The sequence below is a fragment of the Rhizobium sp. LC145 genome (genome assembly GCF_001005825.1).
In the GTDB taxonomy this organism is placed as follows: domain Bacteria; phylum Pseudomonadota; class Alphaproteobacteria; order Rhizobiales; family Rhizobiaceae; genus Neorhizobium.
Genome location: NZ_LBHV01000004.1, coordinates 236,674 through 252,518 on the forward strand (window position 1 = coordinate 236,674; position 15,845 = coordinate 252,518).

Annotated in this window: 20 protein-coding genes; 3 read left to right on the top strand and 17 right to left on the bottom strand. The window is 62.1% G+C overall.

Features of this window, described 5'->3' with window-relative positions; all coding sequences use genetic code 11:
- Window positions 1–42: 42 nt before the first annotated feature.
- From tilS to ybgC, 8 genes are all read right to left on the bottom strand, one after another.
- Window positions 43–1,356 (bottom strand): tRNA lysidine(34) synthetase TilS, encoded by a 1,314-nt coding sequence (gene tilS / locus YH62_RS12675; protein WP_046794582.1) that lies wholly within the window; start codon window positions 1,354–1,356, stop codon window positions 43–45.
- Between the two features lie 16 nt (window positions 1,357–1,372).
- Window positions 1,373–2,389, bottom strand: coding sequence for a tol-pal system protein YbgF (ybgF, locus tag YH62_RS12680; RefSeq protein ID WP_046794583.1), 1,017 nt, complete (start codon window positions 2,387–2,389; stop codon window positions 1,373–1,375).
- A gap of 172 nt (window positions 2,390–2,561) precedes the next feature.
- Window positions 2,562–3,095, bottom strand: a complete 534-nt coding sequence (gene pal, locus YH62_RS12685) for a peptidoglycan-associated lipoprotein Pal (RefSeq protein WP_046794584.1) — start codon at window positions 3,093–3,095, stop codon at window positions 2,562–2,564.
- Between the two features lie 189 nt (window positions 3,096–3,284).
- The gene (tolB, locus tag YH62_RS12690) at window positions 3,285–4,589 is read right to left on the bottom strand and encodes a Tol-Pal system beta propeller repeat protein TolB (RefSeq protein WP_046794585.1); all 1,305 of its coding nucleotides are present in this window, start codon (window positions 4,587–4,589) and stop codon (window positions 3,285–3,287) included.
- Window positions 4,590–4,614: 25 nt separating this feature from the next.
- On the bottom strand, window positions 4,615–5,739 hold the full coding sequence (locus YH62_RS12695; RefSeq protein WP_046794586.1) for a hypothetical protein: 1,125 nt from the start codon (window positions 5,737–5,739) through the stop codon (window positions 4,615–4,617).
- A gap of 6 nt (window positions 5,740–5,745) precedes the next feature.
- Window positions 5,746–6,204, bottom strand: a complete 459-nt coding sequence (gene tolR / locus YH62_RS12700) for a protein TolR (RefSeq protein WP_046794587.1) — start codon at window positions 6,202–6,204, stop codon at window positions 5,746–5,748.
- 14 nt (window positions 6,205–6,218) lie between these two features.
- Complete coding sequence (gene tolQ, locus YH62_RS12705; RefSeq protein ID WP_046794588.1) at window positions 6,219–6,938, bottom strand: protein TolQ; 720 nt, start codon at window positions 6,936–6,938, stop codon at window positions 6,219–6,221.
- Between the two features lie 270 nt (window positions 6,939–7,208).
- The gene (gene ybgC / locus YH62_RS12710; protein ID WP_046795072.1) at window positions 7,209–7,658 is read right to left on the bottom strand and encodes a tol-pal system-associated acyl-CoA thioesterase; all 450 of its coding nucleotides are present in this window, start codon (window positions 7,656–7,658) and stop codon (window positions 7,209–7,211) included.
- 123 nt (window positions 7,659–7,781) lie between these two features.
- On the opposite strand from ybgC, the gene YH62_RS12715 reads away from it, so the two are divergent.
- From YH62_RS12715 to YH62_RS12725, 3 genes are all read left to right on the top strand, one after another.
- Window positions 7,782–9,002 (top strand): NAD-dependent epimerase/dehydratase family protein, encoded by a 1,221-nt coding sequence (locus tag YH62_RS12715; protein ID WP_046795073.1) that lies wholly within the window; start codon window positions 7,782–7,784, stop codon window positions 9,000–9,002.
- A 193-nt stretch (window positions 9,003–9,195) separates the two neighbouring features.
- Window positions 9,196–10,008 carry a glycosyltransferase gene (locus YH62_RS12720; RefSeq protein WP_046794589.1) on the top strand — a complete coding sequence of 271 codons (813 nt, stop codon included), beginning with the start codon at window positions 9,196–9,198 and terminating at the stop codon, window positions 10,006–10,008.
- Window positions 10,005–10,892: an NAD(P)-dependent oxidoreductase gene (locus tag YH62_RS12725; protein ID WP_046794590.1), complete on the top strand. Its 888-nt coding sequence runs from the start codon at window positions 10,005–10,007 to the stop codon at window positions 10,890–10,892. The genes YH62_RS12720 and YH62_RS12725 overlap by 4 nt, the downstream gene beginning before the upstream one ends.
- Here YH62_RS12725 and YH62_RS12730 read toward each other — a convergent pair.
- The 9 genes from YH62_RS12730 to YH62_RS12770 all read right to left on the bottom strand — a co-directional run bounded on the left by YH62_RS12730 (window position 10,876) and on the right by YH62_RS12770 (window position 15,790).
- Window positions 10,876–11,256 (bottom strand): hypothetical protein, encoded by a 381-nt coding sequence (locus tag YH62_RS12730; protein ID WP_046794591.1) that lies wholly within the window; start codon window positions 11,254–11,256, stop codon window positions 10,876–10,878. The two genes, YH62_RS12725 and YH62_RS12730, sit on opposite strands and share 17 nt — an antisense overlap.
- Window positions 11,257–11,308: 52 nt before the next feature.
- The gene (locus tag YH62_RS12735) at window positions 11,309–11,821 is read right to left on the bottom strand and encodes an NUDIX hydrolase (protein WP_046794592.1); all 513 of its coding nucleotides are present in this window, start codon (window positions 11,819–11,821) and stop codon (window positions 11,309–11,311) included.
- 4 nt (window positions 11,822–11,825) lie between these two features.
- Complete coding sequence (locus YH62_RS12740) at window positions 11,826–12,698, bottom strand: metallophosphoesterase (RefSeq protein ID WP_046794593.1); 873 nt, start codon at window positions 12,696–12,698, stop codon at window positions 11,826–11,828.
- Window positions 12,699–13,739 carry a Holliday junction branch migration DNA helicase RuvB gene (gene ruvB, locus YH62_RS12745; RefSeq protein ID WP_046794594.1) on the bottom strand — a complete coding sequence of 347 codons (1,041 nt, stop codon included), beginning with the start codon at window positions 13,737–13,739 and terminating at the stop codon, window positions 12,699–12,701.
- Entirely contained in the window at window positions 13,736–14,143 is a 408-nt protein-coding gene (locus YH62_RS12750; RefSeq protein ID WP_046794595.1) for a type II toxin-antitoxin system VapC family toxin, read from the bottom strand. The genes ruvB and YH62_RS12750 overlap by 4 nt, the downstream gene beginning before the upstream one ends.
- Complete coding sequence (locus YH62_RS12755) at window positions 14,140–14,418, bottom strand: AbrB/MazE/SpoVT family DNA-binding domain-containing protein (protein ID WP_046794596.1); 279 nt, start codon at window positions 14,416–14,418, stop codon at window positions 14,140–14,142. The genes YH62_RS12750 and YH62_RS12755 overlap by 4 nt, the downstream gene beginning before the upstream one ends.
- Before the next feature lie 68 nt (window positions 14,419–14,486).
- Window positions 14,487–15,104, bottom strand: coding sequence for a Holliday junction branch migration protein RuvA (gene ruvA / locus YH62_RS12760; RefSeq protein WP_046794597.1), 618 nt, complete (start codon window positions 15,102–15,104; stop codon window positions 14,487–14,489).
- Window positions 15,101–15,532, bottom strand: a complete 432-nt coding sequence (locus tag YH62_RS12765) for a type II toxin-antitoxin system VapC family toxin (protein WP_046794598.1) — start codon at window positions 15,530–15,532, stop codon at window positions 15,101–15,103. The genes ruvA and YH62_RS12765 overlap by 4 nt, the downstream gene beginning before the upstream one ends.
- Window positions 15,533–15,535: 3 nt before the next feature.
- Window positions 15,536–15,790: an AbrB/MazE/SpoVT family DNA-binding domain-containing protein gene (locus tag YH62_RS12770; RefSeq protein ID WP_046794599.1), complete on the bottom strand. Its 255-nt coding sequence runs from the start codon at window positions 15,788–15,790 to the stop codon at window positions 15,536–15,538.
- Window positions 15,791–15,845: the final 55 nt, after the last annotated feature.

Sequence of the window (15,845 nt, forward strand, 5' to 3'; positions counted from 1 at the left end):
AGGGTTACGCCACGGCCTTGCCAAGGCAAGCGGCGGCTACGATCACCTTTTGCGTGCGGAAACCTTAACGCGCATAGGGGGAAAATCGTCGCATCCGAGCAAATACGCCAGGCGAGCAGCTAAAGTATAGTCGAACTGCGGCAAAAAACGGTCGAACGGGGCAAGCACCGGCTGGATAACCGTCTGGTCTGCCGCCGAGATACAGGGCATCACGGCCATCGCCCGCATCGCGACCGGCGGCGGCACGTCCGGGAACAACATCGAGGCCTCCTTGCGATCCGACGCGGTAGGGCCGACGACGATTTCCCCGTCGCCGCGATTGGCGACACGATAGCGCCCATCCCAGAGAGCCCACTCTCCAGGAATGAGATGGAGGGGCTGCAGGCCGCGGTTCTCGCGGGAGAGGTAGAGCCCCTCGCGGCGACGGTCGAAGATCACCCGCCCGGCGGTGATCCGCCCTGCCCCGCTGCCGTCGAGCACGGCCACGACCCGGTCCATGCTTTCCCGGCCCGGCACATATGTCCGTCCCCCGAGAGCCGCCGCGAGATATCCGAGCGCATGCCGCCGGGCCGCCGCATCGGCTGCGAAGAATTCCGGCGCGAGGTGAACGAGAACGCCGTGATGAGCGATCGCATGATCGGTAAGAAGGCTCGCGGCCTGTTTCGAAAGCTGCGCGCGGCGGCAAGCGGCGGCATCGAGGCTCGCAAGGTCAAATACTCCCCCACCCGCAAGCCGCTGGCGCGTTCTCACGCGCTCATAGCGAGGGTCGAGATTGCTGGGATCGTCGATCCAGCCGAACCCCTCCCCTTGAAGAAAGGCGCGAATATCCGTGCGGCGGGTCCGCAGGAAGGGCCGCAGCAGCCAGAGTTTCCGATCGAGAAGCACAGCCTCCGCCATGCCGGCAAGCCCCGGATCGTCCCCGCCGACGCTGCGGGCACCGCGCATGGCCACCGTCTCGGCCTGGTCGTCCAGCGTATGCCCGGTAAGGATCGCCATCGCGCCGACCTCCTCCGCGATCTCGGTCAGCAGGCGATAGCGGGCTTCGCGCGCGGCAGCGGAAACCCCGCTCTTCGGCTTTTCGCCCTCCCAGCGGCGGGTGACATGCGGGATGCCCAGTTTCCCGCAGAGTGCGGCCACCTCCCGCGCCTCGTGGGCGGATTCCTCGCGCAAGCCGTGGTCGATCGTCGCGGCATGAAGAGTAATGCCCTCCGGGGCGGAACGGGAAAGGGCGACGAGCAGGCCCGTGGAATCGCTGCCGCCGGAGATCGCAATGAGCAGGCGCGCCGGCCTTTCAAGCTCCGCCAGGAAGCGGCGGATCGCGTCTTGGGGAGAAAGCGGCTTCGGGGCGGCGGTCAAATGCGTGGGCCGCCGATCAGCAACTCAGGCGCTTCTGCTCGCTCGTTACCTTGCCGAGCACCGAACGTGGCGCGCTCGGGTAACGCTTGCTCACCTCCTTCAGGGTGGCGCAGGCTGTTTCCTTGTTGTCGAGCGCGGCAAGCGACATGCCGAGCTTCAGGAGCATTTCGGGAGCCTTTGGAGATTTGGCATAGGTCTGGTGGGCGTTGAGAAAGGTCTTAGCCGCCTCGTTGAACTTGCCCTGCGAATACTGAGCCTCACCAAGCCAGAAATTGGCGTCCGCCGCACGCGCGCCTTTCGGATAGCTTTCGAGATAGCTGTTGAACTCGCGCTCGGCGAGCTGATAGTCGCCGGAGAGCACATGCCCGTAGGCCGCCTGATAGACATCGTTCTCGCTGCCGAGCGATGCAGTCTGCTGCGGGTCCGGCCGTGCGCCGCCGCGCGGGTTCGACGGGCTATCCACGCCGGGAAGGCCGGAGGAATTGTTGGCGTTCTCGTTGCGCCTCGCCCCGACGGGATTGCCGCCCTGATCGAACTCTATGGAACCGAGCGTCGTTTCCGGCGCGCCGGTATCAGGGTTCCGGCCGCTGCCCTGGTTCTGGGTTCGACCCTGGCCTGGCTGCGGCGTTTCGATCACGCGGGCGACATCGTCTTCCTGCCTGGGCGGCTGGGCAGCCGGAGCGCGGTTGGAGGCGGTGGCGGCCGGTTTCCCGGCCGCTCCGTTCTCGCTTTTCTCCAGTTCCTGGAAGCGGAACTCATTGTCTTCCTGGGCCTTGCGTATCTGCTCCTGCATCTGCAGAAGCTGGAAGCTCATTTCCTCGATACGACCATTGAGCTGCCGGATCTCTTCCTCGAGCTGCTGGACGCGGATGGCCGCATCTCCGCTCTGGGCGAGAATCAGCGGTTGCCCGCCCTGACGCGGCTCGGCCGCAGCCTGATTGCCGCCCTGGAAAAGTTTCGGCAGCGTGAGCGCCCCAGCCGGGCCGCTCGCCACCATGAGCCCCAGCATCGCTGCCAAGACAAGTTTCTTCATGTCGTCCGTCCTTTGATCTGCACCTGATTTGGCGCGAGAAGGAGATTTTTCCAACTGCCCCGAAAAAGCAACCAAGCCGACGGTCAAAAATCCTAAGAATCAGGGCCAAACTATGGAAAAAGCAAAAAGGCGGCCCGAAGGCCGCCTTTTATTCCTGGCCGTGTGGCCGGAATTACGAACCGGCGCCGCCGAGAACGGTGACCGCGCGGCGGTTCTGCGACCAGCAGGAGATGTCGTCGCAGACGGCGACCGGGCGCTCCTTGCCGTACGAGATCGTGCGCATGCGGTTCGCCGGAACGCCGCGGGCGGCGAGATAGTCGCGGGTAGCGGCCGCGCGGCGCGCGCCGAGCGCGAGGTTGTACTCGCGGGTGCCGCGTTCGTCGGCATGGCCTTCGACGGTGATCGCATAGTTCGGATAGCGGGCTAGCCACTGAGCCTGACGGTCGAGGGTCTGCTGCGCGTCGGCGCGGATCGAGGTCGAGTCGGTATCGAAGAAAATGCGGTCGCCGACGTTGACGGTGAAGTCTTGGCTCGAACCGGGCGTTGCGGCGCCCGCGCCACCGAGGCCGAGATCGCCGGCGTTGTTCGGCAGGTTCTTCTTGTTGGCGCAGCCGGCAAGGGCAAGCGCCAGTGTCAGCGCGATGACGGCGGGGTTGCGGGCGAGGTTCTGCATGCGGCTCATCGCCGGGGTAACGGTACGGCTCATGGCCGGTCTCTCCTTGGATCAGTATTTCAGAAGAACGGTATTTCAGAGTTGCCAGACCCTAACCGCTTTCGGTTAACCATGTTCGAACGATTATGGTTAATGATTTGGCAACACGTCCCTTAATGGCTCCTTTTTCAGGAGATTCAGGCGGGAAAGAGGCGCGGAGCGCCTCTTGTCCTTCATCCCGCCTTATTCGAGCAGCGGCGACCAGGCCGGATCGGAAGCATAGGCCGGCGTTTTGACGAGCTGCTCGTTATAACCGGTCAGGTCGATCGAATAGAGCTGCGGTCCGCCCGAGCCCGCCGCCTGGCGGAAGAACATGAGAACGCGGCCGTTCGGAGCCCAGGTCGGGCCTTCGTTGTGGAAACCCGTCGTCAGAATGCGCTCGCCCGAACCGTCCGGCTTCATCACGCCGATCGAGAACTTGCCGCCCGACTGCTTGGTAAAGGCGATGAGATCGCCACGCGGAGACCAGACCGGCGTCGAATAGCTGCCGTCGCCGAAGGAAATGCGCGTCTGGCCGGAACCGTCGGCATTCATCACGTAGATCTGCGGCTTGCCGCCGCGGTCGCTCTCGAAGGCAACGCGGTTGCCGTCAGGAGAATAGGAGGGCGACGTATCGATCGCTGCGGTGGAGGTGAGCCGCGTCGTCGTGCGCGAGCGCAGATCCATCGTGTAGATATTCGAATTGCCCTCCTGCTGCAGGCTCATGATGACCTTCTGGCCATCCGGCGAGAAGCGCGGAGAGAAGGTCATGCCCGGGAAGTTGCCGACCACCTCGCGCTGGCCGGTTTCGAGCTGCAGCAGATAGACGCGCGGCTGCTGGTTGGCGAAGGACATGTAGGTGACTTCCTGCCGGTTCGGCGAGAAACGCGGCGTGAGCACAAGGTCGCTGCCGTCCGTCAGCATGCGGACATTGAAGCCGTCCTGATCCATGATCGCGAGCTGGCGCTTGCGGGCGGTCTTCGTGCCCGATTCGGAAACGAAGACGACGCGGGTATCGAAATAGCCATCCTCACCGGTGATCTGCTTATAGATCGCATCGGCGATGATATGCGCCACGCGACGCCAGTTCTCCGGCTGAGTGTAGAACTGCTGGCCGGTCATCTGCTGACCGGCGAACGTGTCCCACAGACGGAATTCGGCGCGCAGGCGACCGTCGCCCTCGCGCGTCACGCGGCCGGTGACGAGCGCCTGGGCGTTGATGACCTTCCAGTCCTCGAAGCGAGGCTGCTGGTCCGGATTGGAGATCTTTTCGATGAAGGCCGTCTTGTTGATCGGCGCGAAAAGGCCAGAGCGCTGCAGGTCAGCGGCAATCACCTGGGAAATCTGAGCGCCGAGCTCGTTGCCCGAAAGGAAATCGGTGATCGCAATCGGCAGCGGCTCGACATTGCCCTTGTTGATATTGATTTCCACCACCGCGTGGGCCGGCGCGAATGTCATCACCATGCCGGCAAACGCGATCATCAGGCGGATGAAAGAGCGTTTCATCATTATGTTAGCCTTTCAGCTATCTAAGCTACAGCATTTCGCTTGGGTCAAAGTGAAGTATGACTTCTTTCCAGGTGTCGTACTTGTCTGGAGGCAGGTTCTTGAACGGAGCTGAGCGCATCACAGCTCGCACCGTGCTACCCTCAAAGGTCCGGCGCGCAGTATCGGTGCCTCCCTGGGATGAAACCTCCGGACGTCCGATGATCTGACCCGTTTCGTCAAGATTGATCTTGACGGTGATGATCATCCCCTCCGCGCCCTCGATACCTGCGACAATTGACCAATTTTTCTCGACCTGCCCTTTGAGCGCATCTATTTCGCTCTGAGAAAGCGTGGAGCCGCCCGTCGTCTTTTTGCCGCCAAGTGCCGCCTGCTGCTGCGAACGCTTCGCGCCGCCATTCGCGGGTGCCTGCTTGTTCAGCAGCGCTGCAATCTCGTCGGCGTTGAAGTCGCTTTCCTTGGAGGAGGAAGCCTTGGCCACTTCCTGCTTCCTGTCGGCCACCTTCTTGTCGCTCGGCTTCTCGGCCGCCTTGGGCGTCTCGGGTTTCTTCTCCGGCGGCTTCTCGGCAGGCTTGGCTTGCTCCTTCGGCGGCTCGGGCTTCGGCCGCATGGCCGGCACCGGCACGCTGTCGGGCAGCGGCATCTGCTCTTCCGGCTGGGCGGCCGTTTCCGGTTGCGGCGTGGGCTCGGGCGCAGGTGTGGGCGGCGTCACCTCAGGCTTGGGCTGAGGCAAGGAGGCCACCTCCTGCGGCGGCGGAGCCGTATCTTCCTTGGCGATTTCGGTGGATGCGGTCGGTTTGTCATCGACCACAGGTGCAGGCGTTTCCTGCTTGGCGGGAGCTGCCGCCGACTCGTTGTCGCTCGGCTTTGCCGTTGGCGTCGGCGGTGCCTTGATATCCACGTTGTTGTCGCCGAAGTTCTCGGCATTTTCCACCGGATCGGGCCTCGTCGTCGGCACCGGTGCCGCTCTCTCGGCCTTGGGCGCGTTCTTGTCGCCCTGCTGGATCTGGCTGAATTCCTCAATCGGCACGAGGTCGACCGGCAATGATTCCGAATAGGAAACGTCAAGCGGCTCCGGCGCGCCAAGCGATACCAGCGCGAAGGTCAGCGCCGTCGCATGGATGATCGCGGATGTGGTAAGGCTCGCCTTCATTGCCGTTTATCGGTTTTCCTGCCGTTGCTGCGTCACGAGGCCGATGTTCTTGTATCCGGCCCCCTGGATGCGGGCCATGACATCGGCGACGATGCCATAGGCGGACGTGGAGTCGGCGCGAACGAAGATCCGCTCGGAATAACCGGTCGTGGAGATCGCCTGCAGCTTGGCAGTGATCTCGTCCGCCGTTACCGGCGTCTCCTGCAGGTGGATCTGGCCATCCGCATTGACGGAAATGGTGATCGGCTGCGTTTCCGAGTTGAGCGCCGAGGCCTGCGTCTGCGGCAGGTCTACCGGAACGCCGACCGTCATCATCGGCGCCGCCACCATGAAGATGATGAGCAGCACGAGCATGACGTCGACGAGCGGCGTCACGTTGATCTCGCTGACGGGACCGTGCTTGCGTCCGCGACGCCTACGACCACCGCCGCCCGATGCGTTCGCACCTCCTGCCGACATACCCATGGCGTTACTCCGGCTTACTGCGCTGCCTGGCGCGTCTGCAGTTTCTCATCGATCTGGCGCGAAAGGATGGCGGAAAATTCATCCGCAAAACCTTCCATGCGCGCCGAGAGCTTGCCCGCGTCGGCGGTGAACTTGTTGTAGGCCACGACGGCGGGAATGGCCGCGACGAGACCGATTGCGGTAGCAAGCAGCGCCTCGGCAATACCCGGCGCGACGACCGCGAGATTGGTGGATTGCGAGCCGGCGATTGCCTGGAAGGAGGTCATGATACCGACGACCGTTCCGAAGAGGCCGATGAAGGGACCGGCGGAGCCGATCGTGGCGAGCGAGCCGAGACGCGCCTCGTAGCCCTCGGCCTCGCGGGCCATGGTCACGTCCATCGCCCGGTCGATACGCATTTGCAGGCCGATCGGCGAACGCGCGCCGCGCTCGAAGCTTTTCTTCCACTCGCGCATGGCCGCAACGAAGATCGCCGCCAGACCGGTATTCTGCCGTTCCGCGAGCGTTCTATAGAGCTCCTCGAGCGACTGCCCCGACCAGAACACTTGCTCGAACTGGTCGAACTGACGACGCGCCTTGGCGAAGTTGAGATACTTGTCGATCACGATCGCCCAGGTCCAGACGGATGCGCCAAGCAACCCGATCATGACCAATTTGACGACGAGACCCGCCTGCATGAACAGCGCCCACAAGCTGACATCATGCGTCGCTGCGGCCAAACCTACCTGTTCCATCTATCCACTATCCCCGAATCCAAACGCCCGGCCTTGAGACCGGGCGGGTTCAAAAGCGCGCTCGCGAAAGACGCCTTACCGTAACCGCTGAATGCGCTCTCTACCTTTAGGTGCCCTGAGCTTTCAGCTTGGCTTCTCGCCTTCAATTTTGGTCAAAGGAAGGCGTGCATCGCACAAATCCCTTGAGAGTGATTCCATTCATCCTGAATCGCTCTACTAGGGATTAAGACATCATTATCGTTAAGAATGCGTTACAGGAGGCGAGTCTATCTACTTGGGATGACTCAGGAACTTCTCCGCGACACTTTCCGGAAGCCGGCGCGGGCGCCCGTGCTTGTTGATGACGGCGATAATCACCTTGGCTGCGATCAGCAGCGTACCGTTCCGGCGGATCTCCTGGTTCAGCACCATCTTGGCGCCGCCCGCCTTCTCCGTGACTGTCTCGATGGTCAGGATATCGTCCATCCGGGCCGGCTGCTTGAAGTCGATCTCCATGCGATGGACGACGAAGACCAGGCCTTCCTCATCCGCCGACAAGAGCGCGCTCTGCTCGCATCCGAGGCAGCGGAGATAGTCGGTCCGGCCGCGCTCCAGGAAATGCAGATAGCGGGCATGATAGACCAGGCCGGAGAAATCCGTGTCTTCATAATAGACGCGCTGGGCGAGCCTATGGCCCATTTCCGTCAATTCGCCGGACAATAAAAAACTGTGTTCGTTCATGCGCTTGCCTTGGAAAATCCTCATTGCTCACTGGATAATCGTGGAACGCTGACCCAGTATTGAAAGCCTGTCACACTTCCTCCCTATCAGGAAAATCGGCGAAAACCAGTGGAGACGAATTTCATGAAGATAGCAGTCCTGGGCGGCGACGGCTTCGTCGGCTGGCCGACATCGCTTCACCTCTCCGAGGCCGGCCATGAGGTGCATATCCTCGACAATCTCTCCCGCCGCTGGATCGATACCGAGCTCGGCGTGCAATCGCTGACCCCGATGGACAGCATCCAGGAACGCACCCGGGTCTGGCATGCGGAAACCGGCAGGCGCATCCATTTCCACCTCATCGATCTCGCCAAGGACTACGAGCTTCTCAAGGGCTGGCTCGCCAGGCATCGCCCGGACGCCATCATCCATTTCGCCGAACAGCGTGCCGCGCCCTACTCGATGAAGAGCGACCGGCACAAGAACTACACGGTCAACAACAACGTGAACGCCACGCACAATCTGTTAAACGCGCTGGTGGAGCTCGAACTCGACGCGCATCTGGTGCATCTCGGCACCATGGGCGTCTACGGCTACTCGACGGTGGGCGCCGCCATCCCCGAAGGCTATCTGCCTGTCGGGATCGAGACCGTCGATGGCCGCACCGTCTCCCAGGAAATTCTCTATCCGGCCAATCCCGGCTCGATCTACCACATGACCAAATGCCTGGATCAGCTCCTCTTCCAGTTCTACGCGAAGAACGACGGGCTGCGGATCACCGACCTGCACCAGGGCATCGTCTGGGGCACCCATACGGAGCAAACGCGCCGCCACCCGCAATTGATCAATAGATTCGATTATGACGGGGATTACGGGACGGTCTTGAATCGTTTTCTCATCCAGGCGGCGATCGGTTATCCGCTGACCGTGCACGGCACCGGCGGGCAGACCCGCGCCTTCATCCATATCCAGGATTCGGTCCGCTGCATCGAGATCGCGCTCAACAATCCGCCGGCGCGCGGCAGCCGGGCGGAGATCTTCAACCAGATGACGGAAACTCACCGGGTGCGCGACCTCGCCGAGATGGTGGCGAAGATGACCGGCTCGAAAATCGCCTGGTTGCCGAACCCGCGCAAGGAAGCGCCGGAAAACGAGCTGGTCGTGAAGAACGAAAAGTTCCTAGGTCTCGGCCTGGAACCAATCACGCTCGGCGAAGGCCTGCTCGGCGAGATCGTCGATGTTGCGAAGAAATTCGCCTATCGCGTTGACAGGACTCGCGTTCCTGCCGTTTCGGCGTGGACCAGGGACATCGCCGCCAAGGTCGAGCACGATCCGGAAGGCAAGCGGTTGAAATCGGTATCGTGAGTCGGATGGGAACGCCGAGGGTTGCCTCACATACCGTCATTCCTGTGCCTGTCACAGGAGTCCAGCGCGCCCAAGTCCTTGGGCGCAGAAGACTCATTGATCGAAAAAGGCTCATTCACGGCGCAGACGCGCCGTGGCTGGATTCCTGTGACAAGCACAGGAATGACGGAGAGTGTGGAGAGCACCAAGCCTCATGAAGCACGCCTTCGTCACTCTCGTCACCAATGCCGATTACGCGATGGGAGCGAAAGCCCTCGCCCAGTCGATCCGCCAGACAGGAACGAAAGCGGATATCGTCGTGCTGCATACCGGCGGAATAACCCATTCCGAACTCGCGCCGCTCGAAGGGCTGGGTTGCCAGCTGATCAAAGTCGCTCACCTGCCGCTCTCCGATGCGTTCAACGAGCGTCACGCGCGCCGCAACCTGCATGGCGCGGCGCCTTTCACCAAGGGCCGCAAGCCGGACTTCCACACGCCCCTCGACAATTTCTGCAAGCTCCGGCTCTGGCAGCTCGTCGAATACGAGACTTGCGTCTTCATCGATGCCGATGCGCTGGTGCTGAGAAACGTCGATAAGCTCTTCGGCTATCCGGAATTCTCCGCCGCGCCGAACGTCTACGAGAGCCTTGCGGATTTCCACCGGCTGAATTCCGGCGTTTTCGTCGCGAAGCCTTCCATGGAGACCTTCGACCGGATGCTGGCGGCGCTCGACCGTTCGGATGCCTTCTGGCGGCGCACCGACCAGACCTTCCTCGAAACTTTCTTTCCCGATTGGCACGGCCTGCCGGTCTTCATGAACATGCTGCAATATGTATGGTTCAATCTGCCGGAACTCTGGGACTGGAACAGCGTTTGCATCCTCCACTACCAGTATGAGAAGCCTTGGGAAAAGGATCATCCTAAGATGGAGCGGTTGCGGCCCCTGATCGATCTCTGGCATGCGGTGCATGACGGTGCAGGCATCCCAGATCTTTCCAGCATGCCGAAACCGAAGCCAAGCCCATGAAGGTGCTGGTCTCCGGCGGAACGGGCCTTGTCGGCCGGCATATCGTGGAAGGCCTCCTTGCCGGCGGCTACCGGGTCATCATCGGCGGGCAGCGCCCACCGCCGGACAGCTGGTTTTCACGGCCGGTCGGCTTCGTTCCCCTCTCGCTCGATCCCGATGCCGACCAGATCGAAGCCTTCGACGATGCCTATTTTTTCGTCCATGCCGCCTTCGATCACGTGCCGGGAAAATACCGCGGCGGCGAAGGAGATGATCCGGAGCGCTTTCGCCGGCTGAATCTCGACGGCACCGTGCGTCTCTTCGAGACGGCGCGCAAAGCCGGCACGCGGCGCGCGGTCTTTCTTTCCAGCCGCGCCGTCTATGACGGCCTCCCGCCGGATACGGTGCTGACCGAAGACCTGGCGCTTGCCCCGAAAAGCCTTTACGGCGAGATCAAGCTGCTCGGCGAAATGGCGCTCGCCGCCCTCTCCAGCCCAGGCTTTGCCACCGCCAGCCTCAGGCTCACCGGCGTCTACGGCCATTTCACACCCAACAAATGGGATGGCCTCATTGCCGATTATCTGGCCGGGAACCCGGTTTCGCCACGCGCCGGAACCGAGGTGCACGGACGCGATACCGCGGCGGCCGTGCGGCTGATGCTTGAGGCCGAAGCCGGCAGGATCGACCGGCAGGCTTTCAACGTCTCGGATATTCTGGTCGATACGCGCGACATCCTCTCCGCCCTCCCCGACCGGCCGCATGAACTGCCGCCGGCCGCCGATCGCGGCGCGATCGATGTCATGTCGACGGATAAGATAGAAACGCTCGGCTGGCGGCCCGGAGGCGAAGACCTCTTCCGTGAGACCATCCGCGAGATCGCCGCAGCTTTCAGCCCTGCCGGCTGAACCGTCGCGTCCGAGCTTCGCTTTTCGCCTTTTCCATGGCCTGCTTATGCTCTTCCGCCCAGGCCTTGCCGGCATCGCCACCCCAGAGCAGCCAAGCGATATAGCCGGTGGAAGGGTTCTCCTCGTTTCCGAAATTCTCGGCTCGGCTCTCGCTCTTCAAGCGCTTGAAGTAGCGGATCATGCGCCGCATCGTCTGCTCGGAAAGCGGTCTGCGGTTCTTGAGATCACGTGCCCTGGCAATCGCCGCCATCGTGCCTCCGCGCCGGAACTGGGTGCGAAGCTTCAACCCCCTCTCGGCAGCCACCGCGACCTCGGGCGGCGGAACACGGCTGGGATATTCTTCAGCCTTCTCGATATGTTGCATGAGGTTTCTCCTTCGGCAGGAGAACCGGAAACGACCGGCGATGTTCCGAAAATCAGGGTTTCAAGTCGAGATCGCCATCACGCCAGACGAGATGGCGCGGGCTTGGCGGCAGGCTTTCGATCTCTTCCGCGATGAAATAGGGCGGAATGTCGAGTGCCCGGAGCGAAGCGACCGTCGCCGGCACCCATTTGAATTCCAGCTCGTGCTCGTCCTGAACCCGGTGGACGATTTCGTGCGGCCGGAAGGGGAAATGCGCCGGCACATCCATGTGGTAATAGAAGCCGAGTTCGTGCCAGTCGCGCTCCTCGTACTGGAAGAAGTTCTCGACCACCCAGAGAAGCCGCCCTACCCCCACCTCGACGCCGAGCTCCTCGATCATCTCGCGCCGAAGCGTCTCCTCGGAAGTTTCCCCGATTTCGGCCCTGCCACCCGGAAAGGTCCAGAACGGTTCATGCACGGCCCGGTGCACCAGCACATGGCCTTCGCGAAAACCCAAGCCCGCCACCCGCATCTGGAAAACACGCTTCGGCTTGGACTTAATTCGGATACGGGTGCGGCCGGGCATGTGTCTAACCTAAGTCGACGACTGTGATTTCGGGAGGAGAGCCTAGGCGCACCGGCATGATGGAACAGCCGAGCCCGCCCGATACGACGAGATTGCGGGCATCCTCCACCACATGACCATAGGCATAGCGATTGCCGAATTGCGAGGGAACCATGGGCGAATAATCGAACAGGCGGATCTGGCCGCCATGGGTATGTCCAGAAAGCGTGACCGCGATCCGCGGCGGCACGCGCGGAAAGATGTCCGGCTCATGCGCCATGAGGATGACCGGTGCGTCGTCCGTGACCTGGGCGAGTGTTCCAGGCAGATCATCCTGTCCGCGGCGCGGCTCGAGCTGGTCGGCAAGCCCGGCCAACCAGAAAGCTTGCCCTTCCTTCTCGAACCGCTCCGCGCGGTTGTCGTAGACCAGTATGCCGACGGAGGCGAGAGCGCGGTGCGAAATCGTCGGCCCCTCCATTTTCGCCATGGCTTCCGGGTCGTCGCCCCAATCGTGATTGCCCATGATGGCATGCACACCGAGCGGCGCGGAAAGCTTCGCCAGCTCTCCGGCCCATATTTCCGGCGCGACCGTGCCCAGCGACAGCGTCATTCCGGAAACGAAATCCCCGAGAAGGAGGATCATGTCGCCGCCGAGCCGGTTTGCCTCCCCGCAGATGCTCCGGATGCGCCAGGCCGGCATCCACGGTTCGCAGGCATGCAGGTCGGCGAGCAGCACCAGCCGCAGGCGCAAACCTTCCGGCCAGTTCGGCGGCGTGATCCGATAGGTCGCGGTCCGCAGGCGGAAAACCGGTTCATAGGCCACCGCATAGGCGCCGGTCGCCACGCTGGCAAGCAGCATCGTCCCGAACGTCCGCAGCAAGCCCCGACGGGTAACCACTCAGTCTTCCTCTGTGAACAGACGGAACTGCGCCGCCTCGATATCCTTCGGCGGTTGGAGACCCAGATGCTTCCAGGCATTGGCCGTCAGCACCCGGCCGCGCGGCGTGCGCTGGATGAAGCCCTGTTGGATCATGTAGGGCTCGATGATGTCCTCGATCGCGTCCCGCGGCTCGGAAAGCCCGGCCGCGATCGTCTCGATGCCGACCGGGCCGCCGCCGAAATTCATCGCGATCATGCTGAGGTAGCGCCGGTCGAGCTGATCGAGCCCCATATTGTCGACAAGGAGCCGGTTGAGCGCCTCGTCGGCGATCTCGCGTGTGACCGCCTCGGCGCGCGCCACCTCGGCAAAATCGCGCACCCGGCGCAATAGGCGCCCGGCGATGCGCGGCGTCCCGCGCGCCCGTCTCGCCACCTCGCGCGCCCCGTCATCGGTCATCGGCAGGTTCATGAGCCGCGCCCCACGCCGGACGATCAGTTCCAGTTCCTCGACGGTATAGAAGCTGAGCCGCACCGGAATGCCGAACCGGTCCCGCAACGGCGTGGTGAGGAGGCCGAGCCGGGTCGTCGCGGCCACCAGCGTGAACTTCGAAAGGTCGATCTTGACCGAACGCGCCGCCGGACCTTCGCCGATGATGAGATCGAGCTGGAAATCCTCCATGGCCGGATAGAGGATTTCCTCGACAGCCGGATTGAGCCGGTGGATTTCGTCGATGAAGAGCACGTCGCGCTCTTCGAGATTGGTGAGCAGCGCCGCTAGATCGCCGGCCTTGGCGATCACCGGGCCGGAGGTCGAGCGGAAATTGACGCCGAGTTCCTTCGCCATGATCTGGGCCAGCGTCGTCTTGCCCAGCCCCGGCGGCCCGACGAAGAGCACGTGATCCAGCGCCTCGCCACGATTCTTCGCCGCCTCGATGAAGATTTTCAGATTGGCGCGCGCCTCCGCCTGGCCGGTGAAATCGTCCAGCGTCTGCGGCCGCAGCGTCGTATCCAGGTCTTCGCCACGCTTTTCCGGCGTTATCAGGCGGGCGGGTTCATTCATGCGAGAAGTTCCATTCCGGGTACGCGGCTTGCTGCCTTTTTGTCGAAGGTCATTGTCGTGCTGCAGCCGTCGATTCGATTCATTTCACTCAGCAGGGCATCGGCGAAATCTACATTGAACATCCGGCAGAAATGGACGGCATTGCCAACCGCCTCATAAGCCGCCACTTCGAATTCGCGGCGCTCCAATATGGCCTGAATGAAATCCAAAATACGGTCCTTTGGATAGCGATATTTGCGATTCAGAACCCAATTCGCTTCAAGTATGACGGAGACATTGACAAAGAGAATGTCGTCAGTGCCCAGCCGATCCAAGAGCCTGCGAAGGGCATCCACCTGCCTCACGTCGTCGGGAATGGCAATCCGCAACAGAACGTTGGTGTCGATGCCGATGCGCTCACTCATTCTCCACCGCTCTGCTCGATCGCTCTTTCATATCGCTCGACGGCCGCATCCATAACGGCATCATCAATATCCCTCTGCAAGAACGGCGCATCAACCGGCGGCTTGCCGAGTATGCTTGCCAGTTCGCTTAGGGGTTTGTTCCTTGGGATGACCACCATCTCCCCGTTGCGAACCCAGGCATAACACTTGTCACCCGGCTTGACCTTCAGTTGATCGCGCAGGTCCTTCGGGATGGTCATCTGCCCCTTGGATGTGATCGTGATATTGAAGCCCATCTTACAGCTCCGCTCCGCCTCGCCTTACATTTTTAGAATAGTAAGGCAGCATACCCTTTGCAATCCTTCTATCGCGCCAGCTCTTTCAGCCCCAGCCGGATCAGCTTGGCGCTGTCGGCCTCTTCACCCCCGTTCTTCAACGCCGCAGCGACCGCATTTGCGGCCTGGTCGCGCGAGTAGCCGAGATTGGTAAGCGCCGAGACAGCATCCGCGACGGGCGCGGCGGCCACCCCTTCGCCGAGTTCCTGCTTGATGCCGATATTGGCGGCGGCATCCCCTGCAAAGGCGGGCGCCTTGTTCTTCAGTTCGGTGACGATGCGCACCGCGACCTTCGGCCCTACCCCCGGCGCACGGGCGACTGTAGCCTTATCCTGCAAGGCAATGGCATTGGCGAGCTCGGAAGGCGTCAGCGTCGAGAGCACCGCAAGCGCCACCTTGGCGCCGACCCCCTGTACGCTCTGAAGCAAGTTGAACCATTCGCGCTCCAGAGCCGAGGCGAAACCGAAGAGCTTGAACTGGTCCTCGCGCACATAGGTCTCGATGAACAGCACCACCGCCTCGCCCACCGACCCTATCTTCGAAAGCGTGCGTCCCGAGCAGAAGGCTTCGTAACAGACGCCATGCACGTCCACGAGCAGGTAGTCCTCGCCGATCTCGTCGATGGTGCCTTTGAGCTTGCCGATCATCTGGTCAGGTCCTTCATGGGGTGGGTTTCCGGCGTGATCAGCTCGACCATGGGGAAATAGCTGCGGTATCCGGAAGGGTCGCGCGTGAGGATCGGATATCCCCGGATGGCCGCATGGGCACCGATCAGGAAATCCGGAAGCACCCGCTCCTTCTTGCCCCCTCCCGCCCGATAGAGCCGGAACGCCTGTGCCGCCGCGAATGCAGCGGGCCAGGGCAGACCTTCGCGCAGAAACTCGGTTTCGGGAAGCAGCCTCTCAACCTCGTCGGGATCGTCGTAGCGATAGGAGAATTCGGAGTAGATGATCTGGTTTATGATGACGGCGCCGCGCCCGGCCGCAGCAAACAACTGGTTGAGCGACCATGAATGCCAGTCCGGGTCGCGAACGGCGACATCGACCAGCACATTCGTATCGACGAGCGTCGCCACCGGTTAATCACGGTCCCGCGTGATGCGCATCAATGCGTCCGCATCCACAGCCTGATCGCCGGTTCCCTCCACCCTGCGAAGCGCCTGCATGAAGCGATCGAGTCGCTGCCGGTCGGCCGCCATTCGCCGATCCACCTTCGGAACAATGGTAATCTTCCCGCCTTCCATGGCAAAGACCACCTCGCTGTTGGTTTCGATCCCGGCGAGCTCGCGCAGATCCCGTGGTATGGTCACTTGGCCTTTCGATGTCACTCGCATCACGCCCTCCGTAATACGAGTAAGAAATATCCTTACATTAAGAACAAGTCAAGAA